Below are 24,338 nucleotides of genomic sequence, written 5' to 3' on the forward strand. Positions count from 1 at the left end.
ATTTTTAATGGTAAAAGAATCGGACCATAACAGTCCAGTATGGCGTTGTCGATTCTTAAAATTAATTTTAAAGAAAAAATGAAAATCAGTTCTTACGCTTTAATGTCGAAAACATTTGGTTGGGTACTCCTTATATGTTGTGTAACGGCCTGTGAAAATGAAGCCGAAAATAGGGACGAGCCGGAAATGGAGATAGTGGATATGGTTGAGGACGACACCGCAGAACCCAATCCGCTTCCAGACCCTTTAGCGGGACTCAATTGTACCGAGGGCGGCGCAATGGACGATGAGCCAGAAAATCCTATCAATGTAGGTAGGTTGGATGACCGGACCTGTTATGCCAATTACGTGGAGTTGAGTATGGACGGTAACGTTTACGGTGTATATGAAATAGCGGACGGCTCCAATCATAAAGACACCAACGGACTACAACCAAGAATGGAACGGGCGTTGACACCCCGAGTAAAACCTACGGGCGGTAATTTTTCCGAGTTTTCCGCGATTTACCGTATAGCGGAAGTAGGTGATACCGGTTCTTATTTTGCCCAGACCAAAGGGAAACACACTGGCGGGGGAGGGTCGCCAGATCCAGCTATTTGCTTATTTATAGCACAATCCGTTGTCACTGATGGGGAGGTTACCCATTTTGATATTTATCGGGAAGAAATAACCGAACGTGGGGGCACGCTGCAGGATGGCGGCAGACAAAACGTTTATCTAACTCGTGTGGCCAAGAACGAAGATTTCACCTTTTATTTAAAAACAGGTTTCGAGGAAGAGGACGGCGTGGTGGTGTCGCACTATTCCAATGCCATCATAAACGGCGAAAGTTTTGATTATGATATTCCAGACCCCCAACGGGCAACGGAAACGGGCATCCGTTACGGTGCGTACCGCGTAAGAGGAGGTAAGGCAAAGCTCTATATTAGAAATACGGTTTTTAATTTTAAGAACGATTAAGGCACACTTTGCGCTGACATAGCTATTAATCTATCATAGTACTAGGTTTTTGTGAAAATTTTCGAAAATATTAGGTTATTAAAAGTTTCTAACCTTAATTTGTGCTTTACAAAGTTCAAACACGTATTGAATAGTTATCAAGAAAGGTGGAGGGATTAGACCCTTTGAAGCCTTAGCAACCCTTTGTTCCATACAAAGAAGGTGCTAAATTCTACTAGTATTGTTTTTACAATATCTGGCAGATAACCAAAAACCAGTTGCCTTCGCAATTGAGTCACTTTCTTATAACTTTTTGATTTTACCTATCCGCAATGTCGGCTGGCTAGGGTTTGGCTTTTTTATCAATTTATTAATTATTTAAAAAACAAAATCATGAGTAATCAAAAATTAGCAACGAACGCTTTACATGCAGGTCACGACCCAAAACAAACGGGAGGAACTAGAGCTGTACCTATTTATCAAACCTCGTCCTACGTATTCAATGATACGGACCATGCTGCCAATCTTTTCTCTTTGGGAGAACTGGGCTTTATCTATACGAGATTGAACAACCCAACAAATCAAATTTTACAAGACCGTTTGGCCGCTGTAGAGGGCGGTGTAGGTGCGGTAGTGTTCGCTTCGGGAACGGCTGCAATTTCTACAGGTCTATTAACGCTCTTAAAGGCAGGAGACCACATCGTGGCATCAAGCAGTCTTTATGGAGGTACTTTTAACCTCTTGAATGTAACCCTACCAAGATTGGGTATCACTACTACCTTTGTCGATGCATCGGACCCAACGAATTTCGGTAAGGCCGTACAGGAAAATACACGAGCGATTTTCGTGGAATCGTTAGGAAATCCCAAATTGGATGTTTTAGATTTAAAAGCGATATCCAAAGAGGCTAATGCGGCAAAAGTTCCTTTCATAGTAGATAATACCGTAGCTACGCCAGGTTTGTTGAATCCTATAGAGCATGGGGCAAACCTTGTGATACACTCACTTACTAAATATATTGGTGGGCAAGGAAGTTCTTTGGGTGGTGCCATAATAGATGCAGGCACATTCGATTGGACAAATGGAAAGTTTCCGGAATTTACCGAACCTTCCGCAGGTTATCACGGGTTGGTGTATAGCGAAGCTTTGGGAGCGGCGGCATTTACCTTTAAACTAATTTTAGAAGGGTTACGAGATTTTGGCGGTGCTTTAAGCCCGTTCAATGCTTTTCAGATTATACAAGGATTAGAGACCTTACCGGTACGTATAAAACAGCATAGTGCCAATGCCTTGGAACTGGCTACTTGGTTGGAAGCTAGGGAAGAAGTTGCTTGGGTGAACTATCCAGGATTAAAAAGTAATAAATACTACGATTTAGCTCAAGAGTACCTTCCTAAAGGACAAAGCGGTTTGGTAACTTTTGGTATCAAAGGAGGTTTCGAAGCAGCGAAACAGGTAACGGATGCCACCGAGGTCTTTTCGCTGTTGGCCAATATTGGTGATACCAAATCATTGATTATACACCCGGCCAGTACCACCCACCAACAACTTACTGCTGAGCAACAAACTGCAGCGGGAGTTGGCCAAGACCTAATTCGTTTATCCGTAGGTCTGGAAGATATTGAAGATTTAAAAACTGATTTAGAGAACGCTTTTGCTAAAGTTGACAAGGCTATTCTTGTCTAACATTCTCTTACATTAAGGTTTTCAACTGTGTTAGGGATGCGCTATGCCAATTTTTGATTGGTGGTGCATCACCAACGCAGTCGAGATGCTTTAACCGGGAGTAATTTTTTATCATGCTACACCAAATAACACTTAAAAATTATACCACCCTCAGCGGAGTAACTCAGGATATTGAGCTTTCGTATCAGTTGTTCGGAAGAGCGTTACACTCGGCTCCCCTTGTTTTAGTCAATCATGCTTTAACCGGCAATTCCAATGTTACCGGGCCAGAAGGTTGGTGGTCCGCTTTAATTGGGGATAAAAAGTGTATCGATACGCAAAAGTATACCATACTCGCTTTCAATATTCCTGGGAACGGTCATGATAAATTCGTCATAGAGAATTATAAGGATTTTGTGGCCGGTGATATGGCTAAAATATTTTTACTTGGCTTGGAGAAACTGTCCATAAAGAAGCTATTCGCAATAATCGGTGGCTCTTTGGGTGGCGGTATTGCTTGGGAAATGGCTGTGCTCAATCCAAAGCTCACCGAACATCTCATTCCTGTGGCATCCGATTGGAAATCTACCGATTGGCTCATTGCTAACTGTCAGATTCAGGAACAGTTCTTGGTGAATTCAAAACAACCGGTTCATGATGCACGTATGCACGCGATGTTGTGCTACCGTACCCCGGAATCCTTTAAGGAGCGTTTTAAAAGGAGCACTAACGAAGAACTTCAGGTTTTCAATGTAGAAAGTTGGCTTACCCATCACGGTAAAAAATTACAGGAGCGTTTTCAATTATCAGCCTACAAACTCATGAATCAGCTGCTGAAGACTATCGACGTTACCCGAGATGGAAATGAGCGATTCTTAAAATTACAAAATAGCGATACCAATATTCATATTGTCGGTGTAGATTCTGACCTGTTCTTTACGGCTAAAGAAAACAAGGATACTTTCAAACAAATAGCACAGGCCAATAGCAATGTTACTTATGGCGAAATACAGTCTTTGCATGGTCATGATGCTTTCTTAATAGAATTTGAACAGTTGGAAAAACTGCTGAACGGTGTTTTCAATACTAATGGAAAATCCGGTAAATTAAAGGTCCTGAAATTTGGCGGGAAATCTTTAAGTAATGGAGAAGGACTAGAGCGGGTTTTGGATATAGTGTCCCATAAGGTGTCATCGGGAGAACATATTGCGGTAGTCCTGTCCGCCAGAGAAAAAGCTACGGACCAGCTAGAGGATATCTTGGAGAAGGCCGCTCAGGGAAAAAATTATTTTTCGGATTTTGAGGCGTTTGAGAAATACCAGAAGCACACCTTTGCCAATATCGATTTATCCAAAGAGTTTAAATGTCTGGCGCAACTGTTTGAAGGCGTATCCTTATTAGGGGATTATAGCGCCAAGATAAAAGACGAGGTGTTGGCCCATGGAGAACTCATCTCTGGTAAATTAGTCAGCAAATTGCTTATCGGTAAAGGAATCAAAGCAGTTTTTATAGATTCAAGAGATTTTTTGACCACAGATGCTGCCTTTGGCGATGCAAAGATTTTAGAAAAAATTTCCAAAGAGAAATTAACGCTGCTGTTAAGTAAACTTCCCAATGGGTCAGTGCCCGTAATTACGGGTTTCGTAGCTGCTGCCGAGAGTGGAGAAACGACGACGCTAGGCAGAAACGGTAGTAATTATTCCGCTGCCCTGATAGCAAATTTTCTAGATGCCGAAGAGCTCCAGAACTATACCCATGTCGATGGTATTTTTACTGCTAACCCAGACTACGTTAAGGAAGCCAAAAGACTTGCACACCTATCGTATGCAGAAGCCAATGAACTGGCTAATTTTGGGGCAACTATTTTACATGCAAAGACCATAATTCCGTTGATAGAGAAAAATATTCCGCTACGAATACTCAACACCTATAACAACGATAACGAAGGAACGCTCATTAGCGCCCAATCTAGTAAAGAGGGGATTAAGAGCTTATCCGTCATTGAAGACGTTGCCCTTATAAATCTAGAGGGTAGGGGCTTGCTAGGTAAGGTCGGTATCGATGCCCGTATTTTTAAAACACTAGAAAACCATAACATTAGTGTTAGTATCATTTCCCAAGGTTCTTCGGAACGTGGTATTGGATTGGTCGTGAAGCGCATTAAGGCCCAAAAAGCCAAGCAGGCCTTGGAAAATGAATTTTCCAAAGACTTTCAGGCTAAAGACATCAATATGATTACGGTCATGGACGATGTATCCGTTATTTCCATTGTGGGTCAAGATTTAAGCACCTTTCACAAACCATACAATGCACTTATAAAAAACCAGATTATTCCGTTGCTTTTTAATAATACGGCCTCTGGAAAGAACGTTAGTCTGGTGGTTAAAAAATCGGATTTGACCAAGGCTTTGAACGTGATGCACGGTCAGATTTTTGGGATAAGTAAAAAAGTGAACCTGGCTATTTTTGGGCATGGAAATGTTGGTGGTACGCTTATTGACCAGATTTTAAAATCCACCAAGAAAATAGCAAAAAGAAAAGGAATCGATTTACGGGTCTTTGCCATCGCCAACTCTAAAAAGGTAGTGCTGCATCCAGAGGGTTTAGGGGCAACATGGAAGAGTGAACTAAAGAGAAAAGGGAGGTCCTATACCGTTCAGGATATTTTTGATTTTGCGCAAACCCATCACTTAGAGAATCTAATAGCCGTGGATAATACCGCCAGTAATGATTTTGTTGCGCATTATTTTGATTTTGTTGAGAACGGTTTTGATATGGTCTCTTCCAATAAAATTGCCAACACCTTGGGCTTCGACTATTACCAGTTACTAAGGGAAGAACTCGTAAAATATCAAAAACAATACCTGTATGAAACTAACGTAGGCGCTGGATTACCCTTAATAGATACCATAAAACTATTACATCTTTCGGGTGAGAATATAACCCGTATAAATGGGGTGTTCTCCGGTTCGTTAAGTTATATTTTCAATACCTTTTCTGAGGTGGATGCACCTTTTTCTTCCATTTTAAAGGATGCGATGCAGCGAGGGTATACAGAGCCCGACCCAAGGGAAGATTTATCGGGTAACGATGTGGGTCGCAAGTTATTGATTTTGGCACGTGAGCTAGATTTGAGTAATGAGTTCTCTGATATCGCGATTGAAAATTTAATTCCTGAGAGTTTGCAAACGGTAGAAACCGATTTCTTTATGAAAAACTTAGAGGTTTTGGATGCAAAGTTTAATGAAATAAAAAAGAACCAAAAACCGAATCATGTGTTGCGTTACGTAGGTGATTTGCATGGTAACCTGCAAAAGGAAAAGGGCCTACTCGACGTAAAATTAGTTTCCGTTCCAAAGTCCAGCGCATTGGGTCAAGTAAAAGGGTCGGATTCCATTATTGAGATTTATACGGAGTCTTACGGGGAAAACCCGTTAGTGATACAAGGTGCTGGTGCTGGTGCGGCCGTAACGGCCAGAGGTGTTTTTGGAGATATTTTAAGAATAGCGGAGAAAGGGTAGTTTTGATAGACTGGCGGCAGTGAACTAAATATGGTTGGCTGAGCGGAGTCATGTAAAGAAGAATAAACATTATTGGTGTCTGAGCGGAGTCGAAGCCAAGAAAACGATAGCCAAGTGTCATTTCGACTTCGCTCAATGACCGAGAAGCATCGGTGGCATGGCGAAGTTATGTAGAGAAAAAGAAAGAATAGTGTAGCCTAAGCGTAACTAAGGAGAAAAATAAACAATATCGGTGGCTGAGCGGAGTCGTGTAAAGAAGAATAAACATTATTGGTGGCTGAGCGGAGTCATGTAAAGAAGAATAAACATTATTGGTGGCTGAGCGGAGTCGAAGCCACATGAGCGAAAAGTATAATGAAAGGTTATCTGTATATTTTAGAATGTTCCGATGGAAGCTATTATACAGGGAGTACCAACGATTTGGAAAAAAGGATTGTGGCACACCAAGAGGGCAAAGGCGCGAATCACACGAAAAAAAGATTGCCCATCACATTGGTTTATGTAGAACAATACCAAAGAATTGATACAGCCTTTTATAGGGAGAAGCAAATTCAAGGTTGGTCAAGGTCGAAGAAAGAAGCTTTGATCAAGGGTGAAATGGCGAGCTTGCCGAATCTTTCGGAGTGTAAGAATGATTCGCATTATAAATATTTTAAAGAGAAGGATGATAGCTGAAAAATGTCATTTCGATTCCGCTCAACGACCGGAAGCACTGGAAGCGTGGCGAAGTTATGTAGAGAAAAATAAAGAACATCGATGGCTGAGCGGAACTAAAGAGAAAAAAGAAAGAATATAGGTGGCTGAGCGGAGTCATGTAAATAAGAATAAACATTATTGGTTGCTGAGCGGAGTCGAAGCCACTATTCTGAAATTATAATAGCATAAATGAACAACAAATTTGAGACCAACGCCATTCGTACGCAGGTAAAACGAACGGAACATTTAGAGCATTCAGTGCCCCTATACCTTACCTCCAGTTTTGTATTTGAGGACGCCGAGGATATGCGCGCCTCTTTCGCGGAAGAAAAAGAACGCAATATCTATTCCCGTTACTCCAATCCAAATTCTTCGGAGTTCATTGAGAAAGTCTGCCAAATGGAAGGTGCGGAGGCTGGTTTTGCCTTTGCTAGTGGTATGGCGGCGGTATTTTCGACCTTGGCGGCACTTCTGGATAGTGGCGACCATATCCTCTCCGCACGGAGTATTTTTGGTTCTACCCACTCGTTGTTCAATAACTTTTTTCCCAAATGGAATATAGGGCATAGTTATTTTAAGATTGATGATTTGGATAGTATTGAGGACCTAATAACACCTAAGACCAAGCTTATTTATGCGGAATCGCCCACCAATCCGGGAGTGGATATCCTAGATTTGAAGGCTTTGGGAAGAATTGCTGAGAAACATAAGCTCATATTAGTAATAGACAATTGTTTCGCTTCGCCCTATTTGCAACAGCCCATAAAATTCGGAGCGGATTTGGTGATTCATTCAGGAACTAAGTTAATGGATGGTCAAGGCCGTGTGTTGGCAGGAATTACGGTAGGTAAGGCCAATTTAATTGATAAGGTATACCGTTTTTCAAGAATTACGGGCCCGGCACTATCTCCTTTCAATGCGTGGGTGCTTTCCAAAAGTTTAGAAACCCTAGCGCTGCGGGTAGATAGGCATTGCGAGAACGCGCTGAAACTAGCGGAATTTTTAGAAAGGCATAATAATGTGAATTGGGTGAAATATCCGTTCCTAAAATCGCATCCCAAATATGAAATCGCCAAAAAACAGATGAAAGCCGGCGGGTGCGTGGTGGCTTTTGAATTAAAGGGCGGCTTGGAAGCTGGGAAACAATTCTTTGATCGGATAAAACTATTGTCGCTCTCCGCTAATCTGGGAGATTCTAGGAGTATTGTTACCCATCCAGCATCTACCACCCACAGTAAGTTGTCTGTAACGGAACGAACCGAAGCAGGTATTACGGACGGTATGGTACGCATCTCCGTAGGTTTAGAGCATATTGATGATATTATAAATGATATTTGTCAGGCATTAGGGTAAGCAGGAAAATGATTTAGTATAAAAACAGTGCCACAAAATAAGCCCTTCCTGGGAAGGAAGGGCATAGCTTATATGGTAATCTCTTAAAGGAAGTTTACTACTCCCGTATCCATGTCATATACGGCACCTTTAATATCTATTTCGCCATTGTCCTTCATTGTTTTCAGAATGGTACTTTCTTTTACGATGCGGTCCATGGCAACACGCACATTATTCTCACTTACTTCGTGAACAAGTAGTCTGTTCTTGGAAGTTCTCGGTCCTTCGGACTTAGTGGACATGGCCACTGCAGGAGCAATATTTTTTAGCATAGCAGTAATATTTCCTAATTCTGCACCATCAATGGCCGCATGTATGGCTCCACAGTTCTCGTGACCTAAGACTAAGATGAGTTTGGCCCCGGCAACTTTGGTCGCAAATTCCATACTGCCAAGAATATCGGTGTTAATGAAATTCCCTGCAACACGTGCTACAAAGATGTCCCCGATACCTTTGTCAAAAACATCTTCAACGGGTACCCTGCTATCTACACAGGAAAGCACAATGGCCTTTGGATATTGCGAATCTGCACTTTCCCTAATCTGCATGGAGTGGTCACGCGCGGTAAGGTCGCTCATCACAAAGCGTTCATTTCCGGCGGCCAAGCTATTATAAACATCTAGGGGCGTAAGAGCAGCCTGTTCTTCTGCAGATAATACGGATTCAACTAAAATACGGCTCTTATCTATTTCAATGGTTCCATCTTGTGGCTCTTGTGCTTGTATCGTTGTTGTCAATAATACTGCACTGGCTAAAGCAATGATATTCCTTCTCATAATACTTAATTTAAAATTCGAGACAAATATAAGTCACCAAATCAGACATAAAAGTATTACTTATCATAAATAATAGTTAAAGTATTATAATTCAATAGTATTACTTTTAATTTTTGCAAAATTGATGAGGGATGTAAGGGTCTAAGAAAAATAAACACTGATAATGAGTGGGTTGTATTGAGTCGACTGCTTTCTGCGTATAAAAGGTGTGAAGTTCTATTTAGTGTAGCGATATGATATAAAGTATGCTAAGGAGTCTTTACGGAGAGAATTCATATCAATCTCAAAAAAGAAAATCAGCTTTTATGGCTTAGTAATTGACTAGTTAATTTATTTGATACCCTTTTTATAAGTTAAAGATTACTAGATACAAAACGTAGATATTCATTTTAATTTAAACTGAATACCGGCATGTACTATAACGTTTTCATATGGCAAGTGTTACTGAAACCCGATTTTTTTAATCTCCTCGTGACTTATTTTAATGGCTTCCAAAGGTTCCATGGTAAACGTTTTATCCTGCTCAACCATATAGTATCGCATACCGGATTGCTCTTTTTTGGCTAAAATTCTAGAAAAATCGATAGTACCATTCCCTACGGGAGCAAACTTACCTTCCGTATCCATATCCTTTACATGCCACATTTTAAAACGCCCCGGATACTTTTCAAAATAGGCCAATGGGTCGGCCCCTGCTTTGGTCACCCAGAATAAGTCCATTTGAAAATTTACGAATTCAGGGTCGCAGTTTTCCAACAAATAGTCAATGGGTACGATACCGTCCGCATCCGTTTTGAACTCAAAATCGTGGTTGTGGTATAACAGTTGGAGTCCAGCAGCTGTGGCTTTTTTTCCAAGTTCGTCAAGTATATTCGCTAAATTTTCGGCACCGCCGGTCATACTCATGGTATTGGTAGTCGCATCATAATTGAATAAGCCCATTGGCGGAATCGGAACCACAAAATATTCGAAACCAGCGGCTTTGGCAGCAGCCATTTCCTCATCGGCATTATCAATCGTTACGCTGCTTTGATGGGTGCTGATTGGGGTCAGGTCCACTTCTGCCAAGAACGCTTTAAAATCTTCAGGAGCCATACCATAATAAGTGCCGTCCTTATAACCTGCAGCTTCAATATTTACGTATCCGGTTTCGGCGATGGTCTTTAAAGTGGCTTTAGTATCCACCTCCATGGCATCCCTTACGGTGTACAGCGCTAGGCCACCAAATTTTGTAGTACTAATAGCCACAGCATCAGCATTAGTATTTTCTTTATTGTCAGTAACTTTTGAGGTGTTTGTTTTTTCTTTACAGGACGCAGCTGCTAACAATAAAAAGGATACGACAAGTATGCTGGTGCGTTGTAATGTGGTTTTAGATAGGGTCATTTTGTAGTTTGATGAGATTCGAATTATAATTTGAAAGGGTAAGTTATAATAATAATGATTGGTTGCCAAAAAGTGCATGGCTTATCGGGTACTGTTTTATCAAGCGGATATATTGCTATGGTTAAAGGTTTCGGTTTTTGGATAAAGTCCGATGGTTGATATAAATAAAGCGTTTTAGTTACTGAATTCCCTCTCCTAATTTTCTTATATTAGCCTTATGCTCTCCAAAAAGACAAAATACGGTTTAAAAGCATTGGCTTATCTCGGTGGCAGAAAGGACAAGCAACCCGTTCAGATTGCGGAAATTGCCGAGCAGGAGAACATTTCCCAAAAATTCTTGGAGAGTATTTTACTATCGTTACGAAAAACCGGATTTCTGGGTTCTAAGAAAGGAAAGGGTGGTGGTTACTATCTAATCAAAAATCCGGACGAAATTTTAATGACGGATGTTATGCGCGTATTGGAAGGGCCTATATCCATGGTGCCTTGTGTAAGTCTTAATTTTTACGAGCAGTGCGATGATTGCCCCGACGAGGCCGCCTGTGCCGTTCATAAGCTAATGCTAAAGGTACGCGATGCTAACCTATCCGTATACCGCCACAATACCCTTGCAGATTTATTGGTCTAAATAGCAACTGGTTTTCAGTAGATATTCTTGTCGATTCTTTAAAATTCCTTTCTTTTTATTAAAAATCTATTAAATCTATAGGGTAATTATAATTTTTTAAAATTTCTATAGTTGTTATCTAAATAATAATTCTATTTTTGTTATCCTATTAAATCACTAGGATAATAAAAGTTGTATAAGAGGTATGATTGTAGATCAATTGATTTTAGATAGAAAAACGACTAAAAGTAAGTTTGGCTCGGACAAAAAATCCGAACGACCTATACGAAGTGTTGCCAAGGCTGTTAGCTGGCGCATTATAGGTACTTTGGATACCCTGTTGATTTCCTACCTGCTAACAGGCGAGGTTGCTATAGCGGCTTCCATAGCCTCCATAGATTTTGTGACAAAGATGTTTTTATACTTTTTCCATGAACGTTTATGGAATAAAATAAACTGGGGTAAATAATATACAGTATGGCGTTTACACAAGAAGATATTAGAAATCTGAATGTTCAGTTCAAGGGAATTCCGCCAGAGGAAATTATTTCATGGGCTATCGAGCATGCCAATAAGGCATTGGTCACAACTAATTTTAGGCCTTACGAGGTAGCCATTCTTTATGCGGTATCTCAAGTAAAGGATAATATTCCTGTGGTGTGGTGCGATACTGGTTACAACACGCCCAATACCTATAAACACGCGGAAGAACTTATTGCACGATTAAATTTGAACATTGATTTATATGTGCCCAAGCAAACCACGGCGCACAGGGATGCCGTAATGGGTATTCCGCAGATAGATGATGAGAGGCACCCCTTGTTCACCGAGCAGGTAAAACTAGAGCCGTTTAGAAGGGCAATGGAGGCACACCGACCCGATGTGTGGTTTACCAACCTTAGAAAAGGACAAACGGCACATAGAGATTCATTAGATATACTGAGTTTAAGCAAGGACGGTGTTCTTAAAGTGAGTCCGTTCTATCACTGGAACGATACACACTTGGATGCTTATTTAAAGGAGAGAGATTTACCGAACGAGCATACCTATTTTGACCCTACAAAGGTCTTGGAAAATAGAGAGTGCGGCCTACATACGTAATTAGGCAATAGACGTAACAAGTTAGAATTTAGATAATAGATAAATAATTATGGAAATAAGTAGTACAGCATTGGATTTGCCTTTAGCACCTAAAACAGCGCTACTGAAAGATACCTCACATGTGAATGCCTTGGAGAACGAAGCCATTTATATTTTTAGGGAGGTGGCTGCGCAGTTTGAAAAGCCGGTGTTGTTGTTTTCAGGAGGTAAGGATTCCATTACTTTGGTCCGTTTGGCTCAAAAAGCCTTTTGGCCGGCAAAGATTCCTTTTCCGCTAATGCATATCGATACGGGGCATAATTTTCCCGAAACAATCGCTTTTCGCGATAAACTCGTTGCAGAATTGGGCTTGGAATTAATCGTTAGAAACGTTCAGGATTCTATAGACCAAGGAAAGGTAAAGGAAGAATCTGGAAGGTATTCCAGCAGAAATTCCTTGCAAACGACCACGTTATTGGATGCGATTGAGGAATTTAAGTTTGATGCCTGTATCGGTGGTGCTCGTAGAGATGAAGAGAAGGCCAGGGCCAAGGAGCGTATTTTTTCGGTACGTGATGATTTTGGACAGTGGGACGAACGTAATCAACGTCCGGAGTTATTCGATATGCTTAATGGGCAGATTGAGTTAGGGCAAAACGTTAGGGTATTTCCCATCTCTAATTGGACAGAGTTAGATGTTTGGTCTTATATCAAAGAGGAAAATATAGAAATACCATCCATTTATTTTGCACATAAGAGAAAGGTCTTTTTAAGGGACGGTCTTATCTGGTCGCATTCTGACTACGTGTACCAAGAAGAAGATGAAGAGATGTTAGAGAAAATGGTCCGGTTTAGAACGGTCGGGGATATGAGCTGCACGGCTGCGGTATATTCGGAAGCGACGGATATTGAAGCCGTGGTTCAGGAAATTCGCGACTCCACCATATCGGAGAGAGGTGCGCGTATCGATGATAAACGCTCAGAGGCGGCAATGGAAAAAAGGAAACAACAGGGTTATTTTTAGGTTCGCTAACCCCAAAAAGGGGAACAAAATAGGTGGCATCTAAATTAAAAAAATAGTAATAATTAAAATTACTCCGAGTAAGGGTTTCTCCCCTTCGGGGAGGCTAGGAAGAACTTATGGAAGTACTAAAAATAGCAACAGCAGGTAGTGTAGATGACGGTAAAAGTACCTTAATAGGAAGACTTTTATACGACACTAAATCGTTGACCACGGATAAGTTGGAGGCGATAGAAAAAACCAGCAAGCAAAAAGGGTATGATTATCTGGATTTTTCCCTAGCTACAGATGGTCTGGTTGCGGAGCGTGAGCAAGGAATTACGATAGATGTAGCCCATATCTATTTTTCTACACAAAAGAAAAGCTATATCATTGCGGATACACCGGGTCATGTAGAATATACCCGTAACATGGTAACGGGCGCCTCCACATCGCAAGCGGCTATTATTCTCATTGATGCCAGAAAAGGAGTTATCGAGCAGACCAATCGTCACTTTTTCATCAACAATCTACTGCGGGTAAAAGAGGTTGTAGTGGCCATCAATAAAATGGATTTGGTCGATTTTTCAGAAGCACGGTACAAGGAAATTAAAGAAGATTTCCAGAAATTGATGGGTAAGCGTGATTATGCAGAACAACGAATAACCTTTATTCCGGTAAGTGCTTTGAAAGGTGATAACGTGGTACATAAATCTGAAAATACTCCATGGTACGATGGAGAAACCTTATTGGAACATTTAGAGGGCTTAGACTTAAAAGCGGTGTCCAATATAGGAACACCTAGATTTCCCGTACAATATGTAATTCGTCCAAAAACTGAGGAACATCATGATTTCAGAGGTTTTGCAGGTAAGGTTTATGGAGGCGAGTTGAGCGTAGGGGATGAGGTGGTAGCACTACCGTCGCGCACAAAATCCAAAATCAAGGCAATTTATTTTTATGACAAAGAATGTCAGACGGCGTCCAGAAGATCGTCGGTAACCATAACATTAGAGGATGAAATTAACCTAAGTAGGGGAGACATGTTGGTAAAGGTTGATGATTTGCCCACTGTTGAAAAACAGTTTACGGCAACCATTTCATGGATGGATTCTCAAAAACTAACGGCCGGAAATAAGTATATCGTACAGCACGGCGTAAATAAGGTCTTGGCCAAAGTAGAAGCTGTGAAGCATAAAATTGCACCGGATTATTCTGGAGTGGATACCACAGTAGATGCTTTGGGAATGAATGATATAGCACAAGTGAGTTTCAGGTTGAACAAGCCAGTTTTCTATGATAAATTTAAGGACCATAGAACAAATGGTTCCTTTATTTTAATAGATACCCAAACAAATAGTACCGTTGGGGCAGGGTTTATACTATAAATAATCCCTGGTTTCTAAAAGGTTAAAGAATACTGACGTTCATTTAAAGAAAGATTGAATTGAAATAGATTTAAAATCTAGTAAATCTATAGGATAAATATTAATAAAAAACACTCTCATACCCAAGAAAGTGTTCCTTCCCTTTGGGGAGGTTAGTAGGGGCAACATATGCAAAGTTTTAGAACAGAAATAGAGAATCCCGTTGTTGAGAAAGACATTCTAGAATTGGAACGCAAAATCCATGAGTTCAATGATGGCAAATTAGATGAGGAGAAATTCCGAAGTTTACGTTTGGCACGTGGCGTTTATGGTCAGCGCCAACAGGGCGTTCAAATGATTCGTATTAAATTACCCTATGGAAAAGTTACTTCCACACAATTAAAACGTATATGCGATGTTTCCGACGAATACTCAACCGGTCGCTTGCATATTACGACACGCCAAGATATTCAGATTCATTATGTGGATTTGAACAGAACCCCGGAGTTATGGGCAGAATTAGAAAGGGATGATGTTACCCTACGGGAGGCTTGTGGTAATACGGTACGAAATGTAACAGCTAGTGAAACAGCCGGTATAGACGTAAACGAACCTTTTGATGTTTCTCCGTACGCAGATGCATTATTCCGTTATTTTCTAAGGAACCCTATTAGCCAGGAAATGGGTAGAAAGTTCAAAGTTTCTTTTTCTGCCAGTGACGCCGATACCGGATTGTCTTACATGCACGATTTAGGTTTTATCGCTAAAATACAAGATGGCGTAAAAGGTTTTAAGGTAATGCTCGGTGGTGGTCTAGGTTCACAACCGCGCCATGCGGACGTACTTTTTGAATTCTTATCCTCTAACCGTATTATTCCCCTAATGGATGGTGTTGTCCGGGTATTTGATAGGTATGGGGAACGCAAGAGCAGGGCAAAGGCTAGGATGAAATTTTTGATAAAGGATGTTGGTTTAGAAGGCTTTAAAGCGTTATTGGCTCAAGAACAGAAGGCAGTTCCTAACGCTACCGTTGCAATAGATGCACAGGCATATCCTAAAATTAAGGTAGCGGAGGCTCCTGTTCCCAGTGTACAGGTGTCTAATGAGAAAGCTTTTGAGCTTTGGAAGCGTACCAATATCGTTCCCCAAAAACAGGCTGGCTTTGTAGCGATCGGCATTAAGGTGCTACTTGGTGATTTCTACACGGATAAGGCACGTTCACTTGCAGATTTAGTCCAAAAATATGCTGCGGGTGAGTTACGACTATCGCTTCGGCAGAACATTTTAATTCCTCATATAAAGGAAGAATTGGTTCCATTTTTCTATTTGGAATTGGAAAAATTAGGTTTTGTGGAAGCAGGCTATAACACCGCTTTGGATATTACCGCATGTCCCGGAACCGATACGTGTAATTTAGGCATTGCCAGTAGTACAGGAATAGCTGAAGAATTAGAACGTATTATCAAGGCAGATTATCCACAGTACGTCAGTAATTCGGACGTAGTCATAAAAATCAGTGGTTGCATGAATGCCTGTGGACAACATAATATGGCCAATATCGGCTTTCAAGGGATGTCCATCCGAACAAAGGACAAATTAATTGCTCCGGCATTACAAGTATTGTTGGGCGGTGGTAATATGGGTAATGGTGAAGGCCGTTTCGCCGATAAAGTGGTTAAGATACCCAGTAAAAGAGGCCCACAAGCTTTGCGCTTAATTTTGGACGATTTTGATAAGAACGGCAACGGATTGTCCTATGCTGACTACTATCAGGAAAAAGGGGAACATTATTTCTATGATTTTCTTAAACCATTAACGGATATAGCGCACCTTACGCAAGAAGATTTTATCGATTGGGGTAGTGATAAACGTTATGAGAAAGCCATTGGTATTGGAGAATGTGCGGGAGTGGTAATTGATTTGATCGCCACCTTGCTTTATGAAAGTGAAGAAAAAATACAAAAAGCTTTGGAAGCCCATGCAGAGGGAAAATGGGCAGCAAGCATTTATTATGCCTATACCTCAATGGTGAATACAGCGAAAGCCATGTTAACAGCGGAAAAAACAAAAGTGAATACGCATGCCAGTATTATCAAAGATTTCGATGAAAAGTTTGTGAAAGAGGGTCGTCTTAAACTTGACGGAAGTTTTGAAAATCTGGTATTACAATTGAATCAAAATGAACCTACCGAGGCTTTCTCCAAAAGCTATTTGGAGGATGCGAAAGCGTTCCTTCAAAATATAGAAGCTTTTAGAAATCAAGAACTTCAAGAAGCATAGCATGACAAATTTAAGAAGCCATCAGAGAAAGAGTTCCCTGCCTTTTAGGGAGCTAGCGAGAGCTGGAAAATTAACTGTAGTTGGTGCAGGTCCTGGAGATGCGGAGCTCATCACTTTAAAGGCAGTTAAGGTCTTACAAAGTGCGGATGTTATACTCTACGATGCTTTGGTCAACCCAGAACTTTTGAAATACGCCCCCAACGCGGAAACAATATTTGTGGGGAAGCGTAAAGGTTGCTATGCGTATCAGCAAGAACAAATAAACGACCTGATTGTAAGTAGGGCCAAAACCCATAGTCACGTAGTCCGACTAAAAGGTGGTGACCCATTTGTTTTCGGTCGAGGGGCGGAGGAAATGGAATTTGCTGCACAACACGGTATCGCCGTTGCTGTTGTTCCGGGTATTTCCTCTTCCTTATCTGTACCGGCATCACAGAATATACCGGTTACCAAAAGAGGGTCGGCAGAGAGTTTTTGGGTAATTACGGGCACGACTAAAGCGCACAAACTATCTAGCGATGTAACCTTGGCGGCAAAGTCTAGCGCAACGGTCGTCATTCTTATGGGGATGTCCAAATTAGATGAGATTATAGCCTTGTTCTTGGCTGAAGGAAAAGCCCAAATGCCTATAGCTATAATTCAAAACGGTACACGAGATGATGAAAGAATTGCTGTGGCGACCATAGCTACCATCAGTAAAGAGGTAAAGAAACAACAATTGTCCAATCCGGCGATAATCATCATCGGAGCGGTCGTAAATCATAGAGCGGTTATCACAACAATAGCCCAAAATCAAGAATTTGAAATACTAGAAAAAAATGATTAAAACAGATATACTTATCATTGGTGCCGGACCCACGGGTTTGTTCACCGTTTTTGAAGCAGGATTACTTAAACTAAAGTGTCATTTAATTGATGCCCTGCCACAACCGGGAGGGCAATGTTCGGAAATCTATCCTAAAAAGCCTATTTATGATATACCTGCATTTCCAGAAATATTAGCAGGAGATTTGGTCGATAATTTGATGGAACAAATAAAACCTTTTGAACCAGGATTTACGCTAGGTGAAAGGGCGGAAACTTTAGACAAGCAAGATGATGGCTCCTATGTTGTAACGACCAATAAGGGCACCAAACATCATGCGCCAGTTGTTGTAATCGCTGGTGGACTTGGTTCTTTTGAACCAAGAAAGCCACCTATCGAAAATATACAGGATTTCGAGGAAAAAGGAGTGGCTTATATTATTAAGGATCCAGAAATATACCGTAACAAAAAAGTTGTTATCGCAGGGGGCGGTGATTCCGCTTTGGACTGGGCCATCTTTTTGGCAGATGTAGCCGCTGAGGTATCATTGGTGCACCGTAGGAACGAATTTAGAGGTGCTCTTGATTCTGTGGAGAAAGCATCCGAATTGGCCAAGCGGGGTAAGATAAAATTATTTACAGAAGCACAGGTAAAAAAACTTTACGGAGATGAAAAATTGGAAGCGGTCGTTATTAAGCATAACGATGCGAATAAGGGTGAAACATATTTAGAGGTCGATAACTTTATTCCCCTGTTCGGTCTATCTCCAAAGTTAGGACCGATTGGTAACTGGGGGCTAGAGATAGAAAAGAACGCCATTAAGGTAAATAATGCCAAAGATTACCAGACCAATATTCCCGGTGTATTCGCTATTGGCGATGTTAATACCTATGAGGGGAAACTAAAATTGATTTTATCCGGTTTTCATGAGGCAGCGGTAATGTGCCAATATGCATACAAGGTCATTAATCCTAACAAACGTTTTGTAATGAAATATACCACAGTTGGCGGAGTAGAAGGTTTTGATGGTTCTAAAAAAGAAGCCAAAAAAGAAGTAGTACAAAGTATTTCTTAAAATTTTCCCCTATATTTTTATTAGCTAATAATCCTCTGATTTTTCTAACATTTCAGAGGATTTTTGCATCAAAAATCGGGTAAGAAATTGTGGTTTAAATTTGGTAAAACCGTAACTCTGATGTTACTTTGCCATTCGTTCATTAATACACTGAAATTGTTATCAAGAAAGGCGGAGGGAATGGACCCTATGAAGCCTTAGCAACCCTTTATTTGTAAAGAAGGTGCTACATTCTACTCACTCCAAAGCGAAACGGGGAGCCCATTGAAATTATATCAATGGTTATTTGAGAAGGATAACGAAAAAGACTTTCCCTCTTTCCCTTACTTGATCATACAACTATATAACAGCGCCAATTGAGCATACTTTTACTATGATTAAAGATTTACTACATAAAAGAATTTTAGTGCTAGACGGCGCCATGGGCACAATGCTGCAACGCTACAAGTTTACTGAGGATGATTTTCGCGGAGAACGTTTCAAAGAATGGGAACATCCACTGCAAGGAAATAATGACCTGTTATCTTTAACACAACCTGAGGCTATTGCCGAGGTGCATCGAAAATACTTTGCCGCTGGCGCAGATATAGTAGAAACCAATACCTTTTCAGGTACAACCATCGCCATGGCAGATTATTATATGGAAGATTTGGTATATGAACTCAATTACGAATCAGCTAGAATCGCCAAAGAAGTGGCAGACGAATTTACTTTAAAAGAACCGAACAAGCCACGCTTTGTCGCCGGTAGTATTGGTCCCACGAACAAAACGGCAAGTATGTCTCCAGATGTAAACGACCCAGGGTTCAGGGCCGTATCTTTCAATGACTTACGCATTGCCTACAAACAACAGGTAGAAGCGTTGCTAGATGGAGGTTCAGATATCCTTTTAGTAGAAACCATTTTCGATACATTAAATGCAAAGGCAGCCTTGTTCGCCATAGAAGAGGTAAAAGAAGAACGAAACATCGATGTGCCCATAATGGTCAGCGGCACTATAACCGACGCCTCGGGCAGAACCTTATCAGGGCAAACTGCGGAGGCGTTTTTAATATCCATATCACACATTCCTATTTTATCTGTCGGGTTTAATTGCGCTTTAGGAGCTAGTCAATTGGTGCCCCATTTAGAGGTCATTTCCAATAAGTCTAATTATGCCATATCGGCACACCCAAATGCAGGATTACCCAATGCTTTTGGCGAGTATGATGAGTCTCCCCAACAGATGGCAGCACAGATTAAAGAATACGCAGAAAAAGGATTGGTAAATATCGTTGGTGGTTGTTGCGGAACCACTCCGGAGCATATCGCTGCAATTGCTGAATTGGTCAGAGAATATGAACCAAGGTCGTTGTTCGTTACTCGTTAATAGTTTATCGTTGATTACTAAATAATTAAAATTGGATTATAAAGAATTAGATATTTGGGTTCAGTCAAGGAAATTGGTAAAAACGGTCTACGTTTTAACGAAGTCTTTTCCTAAGGATGAACAATTTTCACTTACTTCTCAGATTAGAAGGTGCGTAGTTTCTGTTCCGTCTAATATTGCTGAGGGATGCGGTAGGCAATCTAATAAAGAAACAATACATTTTTTACACATAGCGAGAGGCTCACTTTTTGAGTTAGAAACCCAGTTGATTTTGGCTGACGATTTGAATTATATTTCTTCTGATTTGAAAACAGTTCTAGAGGAAATTGAAAGAGTTAAAAAATTGTTGAACGGATTCATTAATTATCACAAGAAATTATGAGCGCATTCAACGAACAACCAACAACGAACAACGGGCAACGTTTTTTAAAACTCTCTGGTCTAGAACCCCTTGTGGTTACCCCTGAAACAAATTTTATTAATGTAGGTGAGCGTACCAATGTCGCGGGTTCAAAAAAGTTTCTACGGCTTATCAAAGAAGAGAAGTTCGAGGAAGCGCTAGATGTGGCACGGCATCAAGTAGAAGGAGGAGCGCAAATCATCGATATTAATATGGATGATGGTTTGATTGATGGTAAAGAAGCTATGGTCAAGTTCTTAAACCTAGTCATTGCAGAACCTGATATTGCTAGAGTTCCTATTATGATTGATAGCTCTAAATGGGAAATCATTGAGGCGGGATTGCAAGTGGTGCAAGGTAAATGCGTTGTAAATTCAATAAGTCTCAAAGAAGGCGAACAAGAATTTATTCATCAAGCAAAACTGATTAAAAGGTATGGCGCGGCAGTCATTGTTATGGCTTTTGATGAGGTGGGTCAGGCAGATAATTATGAACGACGTATAGAAATCGCTAAGCGCTCTTATGTTATTTTGGTAAACAAAGTTGGTTTACCAGCAGAGGATATTATTTTCGACTTAAATATTTTTCCGGTAGCTACAGGAATGGACGAGCATAAACGGAATGCGCTCGATTTTATAAACGCCACCAAATGGGTTCGCGAAAACTTACCACATTGTAGTGTAAGTGGTGGGGTAAGTAATGTTTCGTTTTCTTTTCGAGGGAATAACCCAGTACGAGAAGCCATGCATTCGGTATTCTTATATCATGCTATAAAAGCGGGAATGAATATGGGTATCGTTAACCCGACCATGTTAGAAGTTTATGATGATATTCCTAAAGATTTACTAGAACACGTTGAAGACGTAATGCTTAATAGACGTGATGATGCTACAGAACGACTATTAGACTTTGCTGAGTCCGTAGTGGGGAAAGCAAAGGAGAGTAAGGTTGATTTATCTTGGCGTGAAGAGCCTTTACAAAATAGAATTACAAGAGCCTTGGTCAAAGGTATTGACCAATATATTACCGAAGATGTAGAAGAAGCTCGGCAAGCTGCTAACAAACCTATTGAGGTTATCGAGGGCAATTTAATGAAGGGTATGAATGTGGTAGGAGACCTTTTTGGTAGCGGAAAAATGTTTTTGCCTCAAGTTGTGAAGTCCGCACGTGTGATGAAAAAAGCAGTGGCGTATTTACTTCCATATATTGAAGAGGAGAAGTTAGCCAACCCACAAGAAGGGGACACGGAAGGGAATGGTAAAATACTAATGGCGACTGTTAAGGGAGATGTTCATGATATTGGTAAAAATATTGTAAGTGTTGTCTTGGCTTGTAACAATTACGAGATTGTTGATTTAGGGGTCATGGTACCGCCCGAAAAAATAATTACAGCAGCTATTGAACATAACGTAGATGTCATAGGCTTAAGCGGATTAATTACACCGTCTTTAGATGAGATGGTGCATTTGGCAAAAGAAATGGAGCGCAAAAACTTTAAAGTGCCTTTATTAATAGGAGGTGCTACAACTAGTAAAGCGCACACTGCTGTTAAGATTGACCCCCAATATAGCCAAGCGGTAGTGCATGTAAATGATGCCTCTAGGGCGGTAACTGTAGTGGGTGATTTGCTACAAAAAGAAACATCTGACGGTTATAAAAAGACCATCAAAGAAGATTACGATGTATTCCGAGAGAAGTTCTTAGCGCGAACTAAAAAGAGAGAATATAAATCGATACAAAAGGCTAGAGCCAATAAATTTAAAATAGATTGGAATACCACTGAAATTGTAAAACCTAATGAATTGGGAATTCAAATCATAGCAGATATGGATTTGGAAAAGTTGGTCCCGTTTATAGATTGGACACCTTTTTTTAGAAGTTGGGAACTCCATGGAAAATACCCCGATATTTTAACAGATAACGTAGTAGGCGTTCAAGCCACTGACTTATTCGCTGATGCTCAAAAGATGTTAAAAGAAATAGTTTTAGAAAAGAAACTGAAGGCAAAGGCCATTTTTGGATTGTTTGAAGTAAATACTATAAATGACGATGACATTGCCCTTCGACTACGCTCAAGGTTCGATGAAAATAGCGATGGATCCCTGAGCGGAGGCGAAGCGAGAGAGGGAACTTTTAGAACCCTACGCCAACAACTCCAAAAAAGAGAAGGTGTTCCAGATTTTGCCCTAGCAGATTTTATTGCGCCAAAAGAAAGTGGTAAGCAAGATTATATGGGCTGTTTTTGTGTTTCCACAGGATTTGGAACGGCCGAACTGGCTACAGCATATGAGAAAGATTTAGACGATTATAGTTCAATTATGATAAAAGCTTTAGCCGACCGTTTGGCAGAAGCTTTTGCAGAATATTTGCATAAAGAAGTTAGAACCAAACATTGGGGCTATGCGGCAAATGAAGATTTAAGTAATGAAGATTTAATAAAAGAATCTTATAAAGGAATTCGCCCTGCGCCAGGGTATCCTGCTTGTCCAGACCATCTAGAAAAGTTGACCATTTGGGAAATTCTCAAAGTAGAAGAAAAGATAGGAGTTGCATTAACTGAAAGTTTAGCCATGTGGCCTGCAGCGTCGGTAAGCGGATATTATTTTGGGAATGCAGAGGCTCGTTATTTCGGACTGGGAAAAATAAAAGAAGACCAAGTGGCAGATTTTGCAACTAGAAAGGGGATGTCTATTGCGGAAGCAACAAAATGGTTGGCTCCGAATATAGCAGATGACGCATCTTAGTCACCAAAGGGGGAAGTACTTTCTGTTAAAAGGAAGTTTTTGAATAGATTTAAAAATGAGAAAATGATTTGCGTTAGGGATTGAGGTATTGTTGGAGCTCTTTTAGTGGCTCGCTGAGCAAAGTCGAAGTGAACAACTGAAAAGCGACTATCGAAAGCCCGACCTTTAGGTAACGCCCAAATAAATAAAAGAAATAACATCATATAAAACCGCCCGTGTTAAAGTTCCCCCATTGGGGGATAGGGGGCAAGGCCTATGAAAGTAACAGACCACATAAAGAAAGCAAAAGGAGAGACGCTTTTCAGTTTTGAAATTATTCCACCTGTCAAAGGGCGAAATATACAAGAGTTGTATAATAATATAGACCCGTTAATGGAATTTAAGCCACCTTTTATTGATGTTACTACTTCTAGGGAAGAGTATGTGTACATCGACAGGGATGGTCTTTTGGATAAAAAATTGACACGTATGCGCCCGGGTACAGTTGGTATTTGTGCATCCATTAAACATAAGTATGATGTGGATACTGTACCCCATGTGCTTTGCGGAGGTTTTACAAAGGAAGAAACGGAATATTTATTGGTGGACTGTCACTATTTAGGTATTGATAATGTTATGGCGTTAAGGGGTGATGCTATGCGCGAGGAAAAGTATTTCGAGGCAACAAAAGGGGGACATCCGTACGCAACCAGTTTAGTTAAGCAGATTCAGGATTTGAATTGTGGAAAGTATTTACACGAGGTCATAGAAACGGACGACTGTGCCGATTTTTGCATTGGTGTAGCGGGGTACCCGGAAAAACACCTAGAAGCCCCGTCGTTAAAAACGGATTTAAAACGGCTAAAGGAAAAGGTGGATGCTGGCGCGGATTATGTGGTTACCCAAATGTTTTTTGATAACAAGAAGTACTTTGAATTTGTAGCGGCAGCAAAGAATATGGGTATTGATGTGCCTATTGTTCCAGGGATAAAGCCTATAGCCGTAAAGCGACATTTACAGCTATTGCCCCAGGTTTTCCGTATAGATTTGCCGCAAGATTTAATAGATGCCGTGGAAGATTGTGGTACGAATAAAGAAGTACGGCAGGTAGGGATTGAATGGGCCATACAGCAGTCTAAGGAACTTAAGGAAGCTGGGGTGCCGGTATTGCATTACTATTCGATGGGTAAATCGGATAATATTAAGGCAATAGCTAAGACCATATTTTAATAGACTGTAACGCGATAATGGTAAAAT

Annotated in this window: 19 protein-coding genes and 2 riboswitches; of the genes, 17 read left to right on the forward strand and 2 right to left on the reverse strand. The window is 40.7% G+C overall.

Annotated features, from left to right (window positions below; translation table 11 throughout):
- Positions 1–39 precede the first annotated feature (39 nt).
- The 5 genes from EJ994_RS00490 (at position 40) to EJ994_RS00510 (ending at position 8,174) form a co-directional block, all read left to right on the forward strand.
- Positions 40–960 carry a hypothetical protein gene (locus EJ994_RS00490; protein ID WP_126590731.1) on the forward strand — a complete coding sequence of 307 codons (921 nt, stop codon included), beginning with the start codon at positions 40–42 and terminating at the stop codon, positions 958–960.
- A 131-nt stretch (positions 961–1,091) separates the two neighbouring features.
- Positions 1,092–1,209: riboswitch (SAM riboswitch) on the forward strand.
- Positions 1,210–1,332: 123 nt separating this feature from the next.
- Entirely contained in the window at positions 1,333–2,625 is a 1,293-nt protein-coding gene (locus EJ994_RS00495; protein WP_126590732.1) for an O-acetylhomoserine aminocarboxypropyltransferase/cysteine synthase family protein, read from the forward strand.
- Positions 2,626–2,738: 113 nt separating this feature from the next.
- Positions 2,739–6,125 carry a bifunctional aspartate kinase/homoserine dehydrogenase I gene (gene thrA / locus EJ994_RS00500; RefSeq protein WP_126590733.1) on the forward strand — a complete coding sequence of 1,129 codons (3,387 nt, stop codon included), beginning with the start codon at positions 2,739–2,741 and terminating at the stop codon, positions 6,123–6,125.
- A 354-nt stretch (positions 6,126–6,479) separates the two neighbouring features.
- Entirely contained in the window at positions 6,480–6,800 is a 321-nt protein-coding gene (locus EJ994_RS00505) for a GIY-YIG nuclease family protein (protein ID WP_126590734.1), read from the forward strand.
- Between the two features lie 210 nt (positions 6,801–7,010).
- On the forward strand, positions 7,011–8,174 hold the full coding sequence (locus EJ994_RS00510; protein WP_126590735.1) for a trans-sulfuration enzyme family protein: 1,164 nt from the start codon (positions 7,011–7,013) through the stop codon (positions 8,172–8,174).
- Positions 8,175–8,257: 83 nt separating this feature from the next.
- On the opposite strand, the gene EJ994_RS00515 is transcribed toward EJ994_RS00510, so the two are convergent.
- On the reverse strand, positions 8,258–8,989 hold the full coding sequence (locus EJ994_RS00515; protein WP_126590736.1) for a carbonic anhydrase family protein: 732 nt from the start codon (positions 8,987–8,989) through the stop codon (positions 8,258–8,260).
- A gap of 441 nt (positions 8,990–9,430) precedes the next feature.
- Entirely contained in the window at positions 9,431–10,375 is a 945-nt protein-coding gene (locus EJ994_RS00520; protein ID WP_126590737.1) for a sugar phosphate isomerase/epimerase family protein, read from the reverse strand.
- 217 nt (positions 10,376–10,592) lie between these two features.
- Between EJ994_RS00520 and EJ994_RS00525 the strand changes: the two genes are divergently transcribed.
- The 12 genes from EJ994_RS00525 (at position 10,593) to metF (ending at position 24,311) form a co-directional block, all read left to right on the forward strand.
- On the forward strand, positions 10,593–11,003 hold the full coding sequence (locus EJ994_RS00525) for an RrF2 family transcriptional regulator (protein WP_126590738.1): 411 nt from the start codon (positions 10,593–10,595) through the stop codon (positions 11,001–11,003).
- A 184-nt stretch (positions 11,004–11,187) separates the two neighbouring features.
- Positions 11,188–11,451, forward strand: coding sequence for a DUF2061 domain-containing protein (locus tag EJ994_RS00530; protein ID WP_126590739.1), 264 nt, complete (start codon positions 11,188–11,190; stop codon positions 11,449–11,451).
- 8 nt (positions 11,452–11,459) lie between these two features.
- Positions 11,460–12,083, forward strand: a complete 624-nt coding sequence (locus tag EJ994_RS00535; protein ID WP_126590740.1) for a phosphoadenosine phosphosulfate reductase family protein — start codon at positions 11,460–11,462, stop codon at positions 12,081–12,083.
- Positions 12,084–12,132: 49 nt separating this feature from the next.
- Positions 12,133–13,086 carry a sulfate adenylyltransferase subunit CysD gene (gene cysD / locus EJ994_RS00540; protein ID WP_241240820.1) on the forward strand — a complete coding sequence of 318 codons (954 nt, stop codon included), beginning with the start codon at positions 12,133–12,135 and terminating at the stop codon, positions 13,084–13,086.
- A 116-nt stretch (positions 13,087–13,202) separates the two neighbouring features.
- Positions 13,203–14,450: a sulfate adenylyltransferase subunit 1 gene (locus EJ994_RS00545; protein ID WP_126590741.1), complete on the forward strand. Its 1,248-nt coding sequence runs from the start codon at positions 13,203–13,205 to the stop codon at positions 14,448–14,450.
- Positions 14,451–14,618: 168 nt separating this feature from the next.
- Positions 14,619–16,709 (forward strand): HEPN domain-containing protein, encoded by a 2,091-nt coding sequence (locus tag EJ994_RS00550; RefSeq protein WP_126590742.1) that lies wholly within the window; start codon positions 14,619–14,621, stop codon positions 16,707–16,709.
- A gap of 1 nt (position 16,710) precedes the next feature.
- Positions 16,711–17,535, forward strand: coding sequence for a uroporphyrinogen-III C-methyltransferase (gene cobA, locus EJ994_RS00555; RefSeq protein WP_126590743.1), 825 nt, complete (start codon positions 16,711–16,713; stop codon positions 17,533–17,535).
- Entirely contained in the window at positions 17,528–18,589 is a 1,062-nt protein-coding gene (locus EJ994_RS00560; RefSeq protein WP_126590744.1) for an NAD(P)/FAD-dependent oxidoreductase, read from the forward strand. The genes cobA and EJ994_RS00560 overlap by 8 nt, the downstream gene beginning before the upstream one ends.
- 156 nt (positions 18,590–18,745) lie before the next feature.
- A riboswitch (SAM riboswitch) is annotated at positions 18,746–18,891 on the forward strand.
- Between the two features lie 71 nt (positions 18,892–18,962).
- Positions 18,963–19,958 carry a homocysteine S-methyltransferase family protein gene (locus EJ994_RS00565; RefSeq protein ID WP_126590745.1) on the forward strand — a complete coding sequence of 332 codons (996 nt, stop codon included), beginning with the start codon at positions 18,963–18,965 and terminating at the stop codon, positions 19,956–19,958.
- Between the two features lie 31 nt (positions 19,959–19,989).
- Positions 19,990–20,340 (forward strand): four helix bundle protein, encoded by a 351-nt coding sequence (locus EJ994_RS00570; protein ID WP_126590746.1) that lies wholly within the window; start codon positions 19,990–19,992, stop codon positions 20,338–20,340.
- Entirely contained in the window at positions 20,337–23,102 is a 2,766-nt protein-coding gene (gene metH, locus EJ994_RS00575) for a methionine synthase (protein WP_126590747.1), read from the forward strand. The genes EJ994_RS00570 and metH overlap by 4 nt, the downstream gene beginning before the upstream one ends.
- Before the next feature lie 255 nt (positions 23,103–23,357).
- Entirely contained in the window at positions 23,358–24,311 is a 954-nt protein-coding gene (gene metF, locus EJ994_RS00580) for a methylenetetrahydrofolate reductase [NAD(P)H] (protein ID WP_126590748.1), read from the forward strand.
- Positions 24,312–24,338: the final 27 nt, after the last annotated feature.

Origin of the sequence: Maribacter sp. MJ134 (genome assembly GCF_003970695.1) — a bacterium.
GTDB lineage: Bacteria > Bacteroidota > Bacteroidia > Flavobacteriales > Flavobacteriaceae > Maribacter.

Coding starts and splice junctions, on each gene's coding strand:
- EJ994_RS00535 (WP_126590740.1), top strand. CDS start 11,460: ATGGCGTTTACACAAGAAGATATTAGAAATCTGAATGTTCAGTTCAAG.
- EJ994_RS00490 (WP_126590731.1), top strand. CDS start 40: ATGGCGTTGTCGATTCTTAAAATTAATTTTAAAGAAAAAATGAAAATC.
- EJ994_RS00520 (WP_126590737.1), bottom strand. CDS start 10,375: ATGACCCTATCTAAAACCACATTACAACGCACCAGCATACTTGTCGTA.
- thrA (WP_126590733.1), top strand. CDS start 2,739: ATGCTACACCAAATAACACTTAAAAATTATACCACCCTCAGCGGAGTA.
- metF (WP_126590748.1), top strand. CDS start 23,358: ATGAAAGTAACAGACCACATAAAGAAAGCAAAAGGAGAGACGCTTTTC.
- cobA (WP_126590743.1), top strand. CDS start 16,711: ATGACAAATTTAAGAAGCCATCAGAGAAAGAGTTCCCTGCCTTTTAGG.
- EJ994_RS00560 (WP_126590744.1), top strand. CDS start 17,528: ATGATTAAAACAGATATACTTATCATTGGTGCCGGACCCACGGGTTTG.
- EJ994_RS00565 (WP_126590745.1), top strand. CDS start 18,963: ATGATTAAAGATTTACTACATAAAAGAATTTTAGTGCTAGACGGCGCC.
- cysD (WP_241240820.1), top strand. CDS start 12,133: ATGGAAATAAGTAGTACAGCATTGGATTTGCCTTTAGCACCTAAAACA.
- EJ994_RS00550 (WP_126590742.1), top strand. CDS start 14,619: ATGCAAAGTTTTAGAACAGAAATAGAGAATCCCGTTGTTGAGAAAGAC.
- EJ994_RS00525 (WP_126590738.1), top strand. CDS start 10,593: ATGCTCTCCAAAAAGACAAAATACGGTTTAAAAGCATTGGCTTATCTC.
- EJ994_RS00510 (WP_126590735.1), top strand. CDS start 7,011: ATGAACAACAAATTTGAGACCAACGCCATTCGTACGCAGGTAAAACGA.
- metH (WP_126590747.1), top strand. CDS start 20,337: ATGAGCGCATTCAACGAACAACCAACAACGAACAACGGGCAACGTTTT.
- EJ994_RS00530 (WP_126590739.1), top strand. CDS start 11,188: ATGATTGTAGATCAATTGATTTTAGATAGAAAAACGACTAAAAGTAAG.
- EJ994_RS00545 (WP_126590741.1), top strand. CDS start 13,203: ATGGAAGTACTAAAAATAGCAACAGCAGGTAGTGTAGATGACGGTAAA.
- EJ994_RS00515 (WP_126590736.1), bottom strand. CDS start 8,989: ATGAGAAGGAATATCATTGCTTTAGCCAGTGCAGTATTATTGACAACA.
- EJ994_RS00495 (WP_126590732.1), top strand. CDS start 1,333: ATGAGTAATCAAAAATTAGCAACGAACGCTTTACATGCAGGTCACGAC.
- EJ994_RS00505 (WP_126590734.1), top strand. CDS start 6,480: ATGAAAGGTTATCTGTATATTTTAGAATGTTCCGATGGAAGCTATTAT.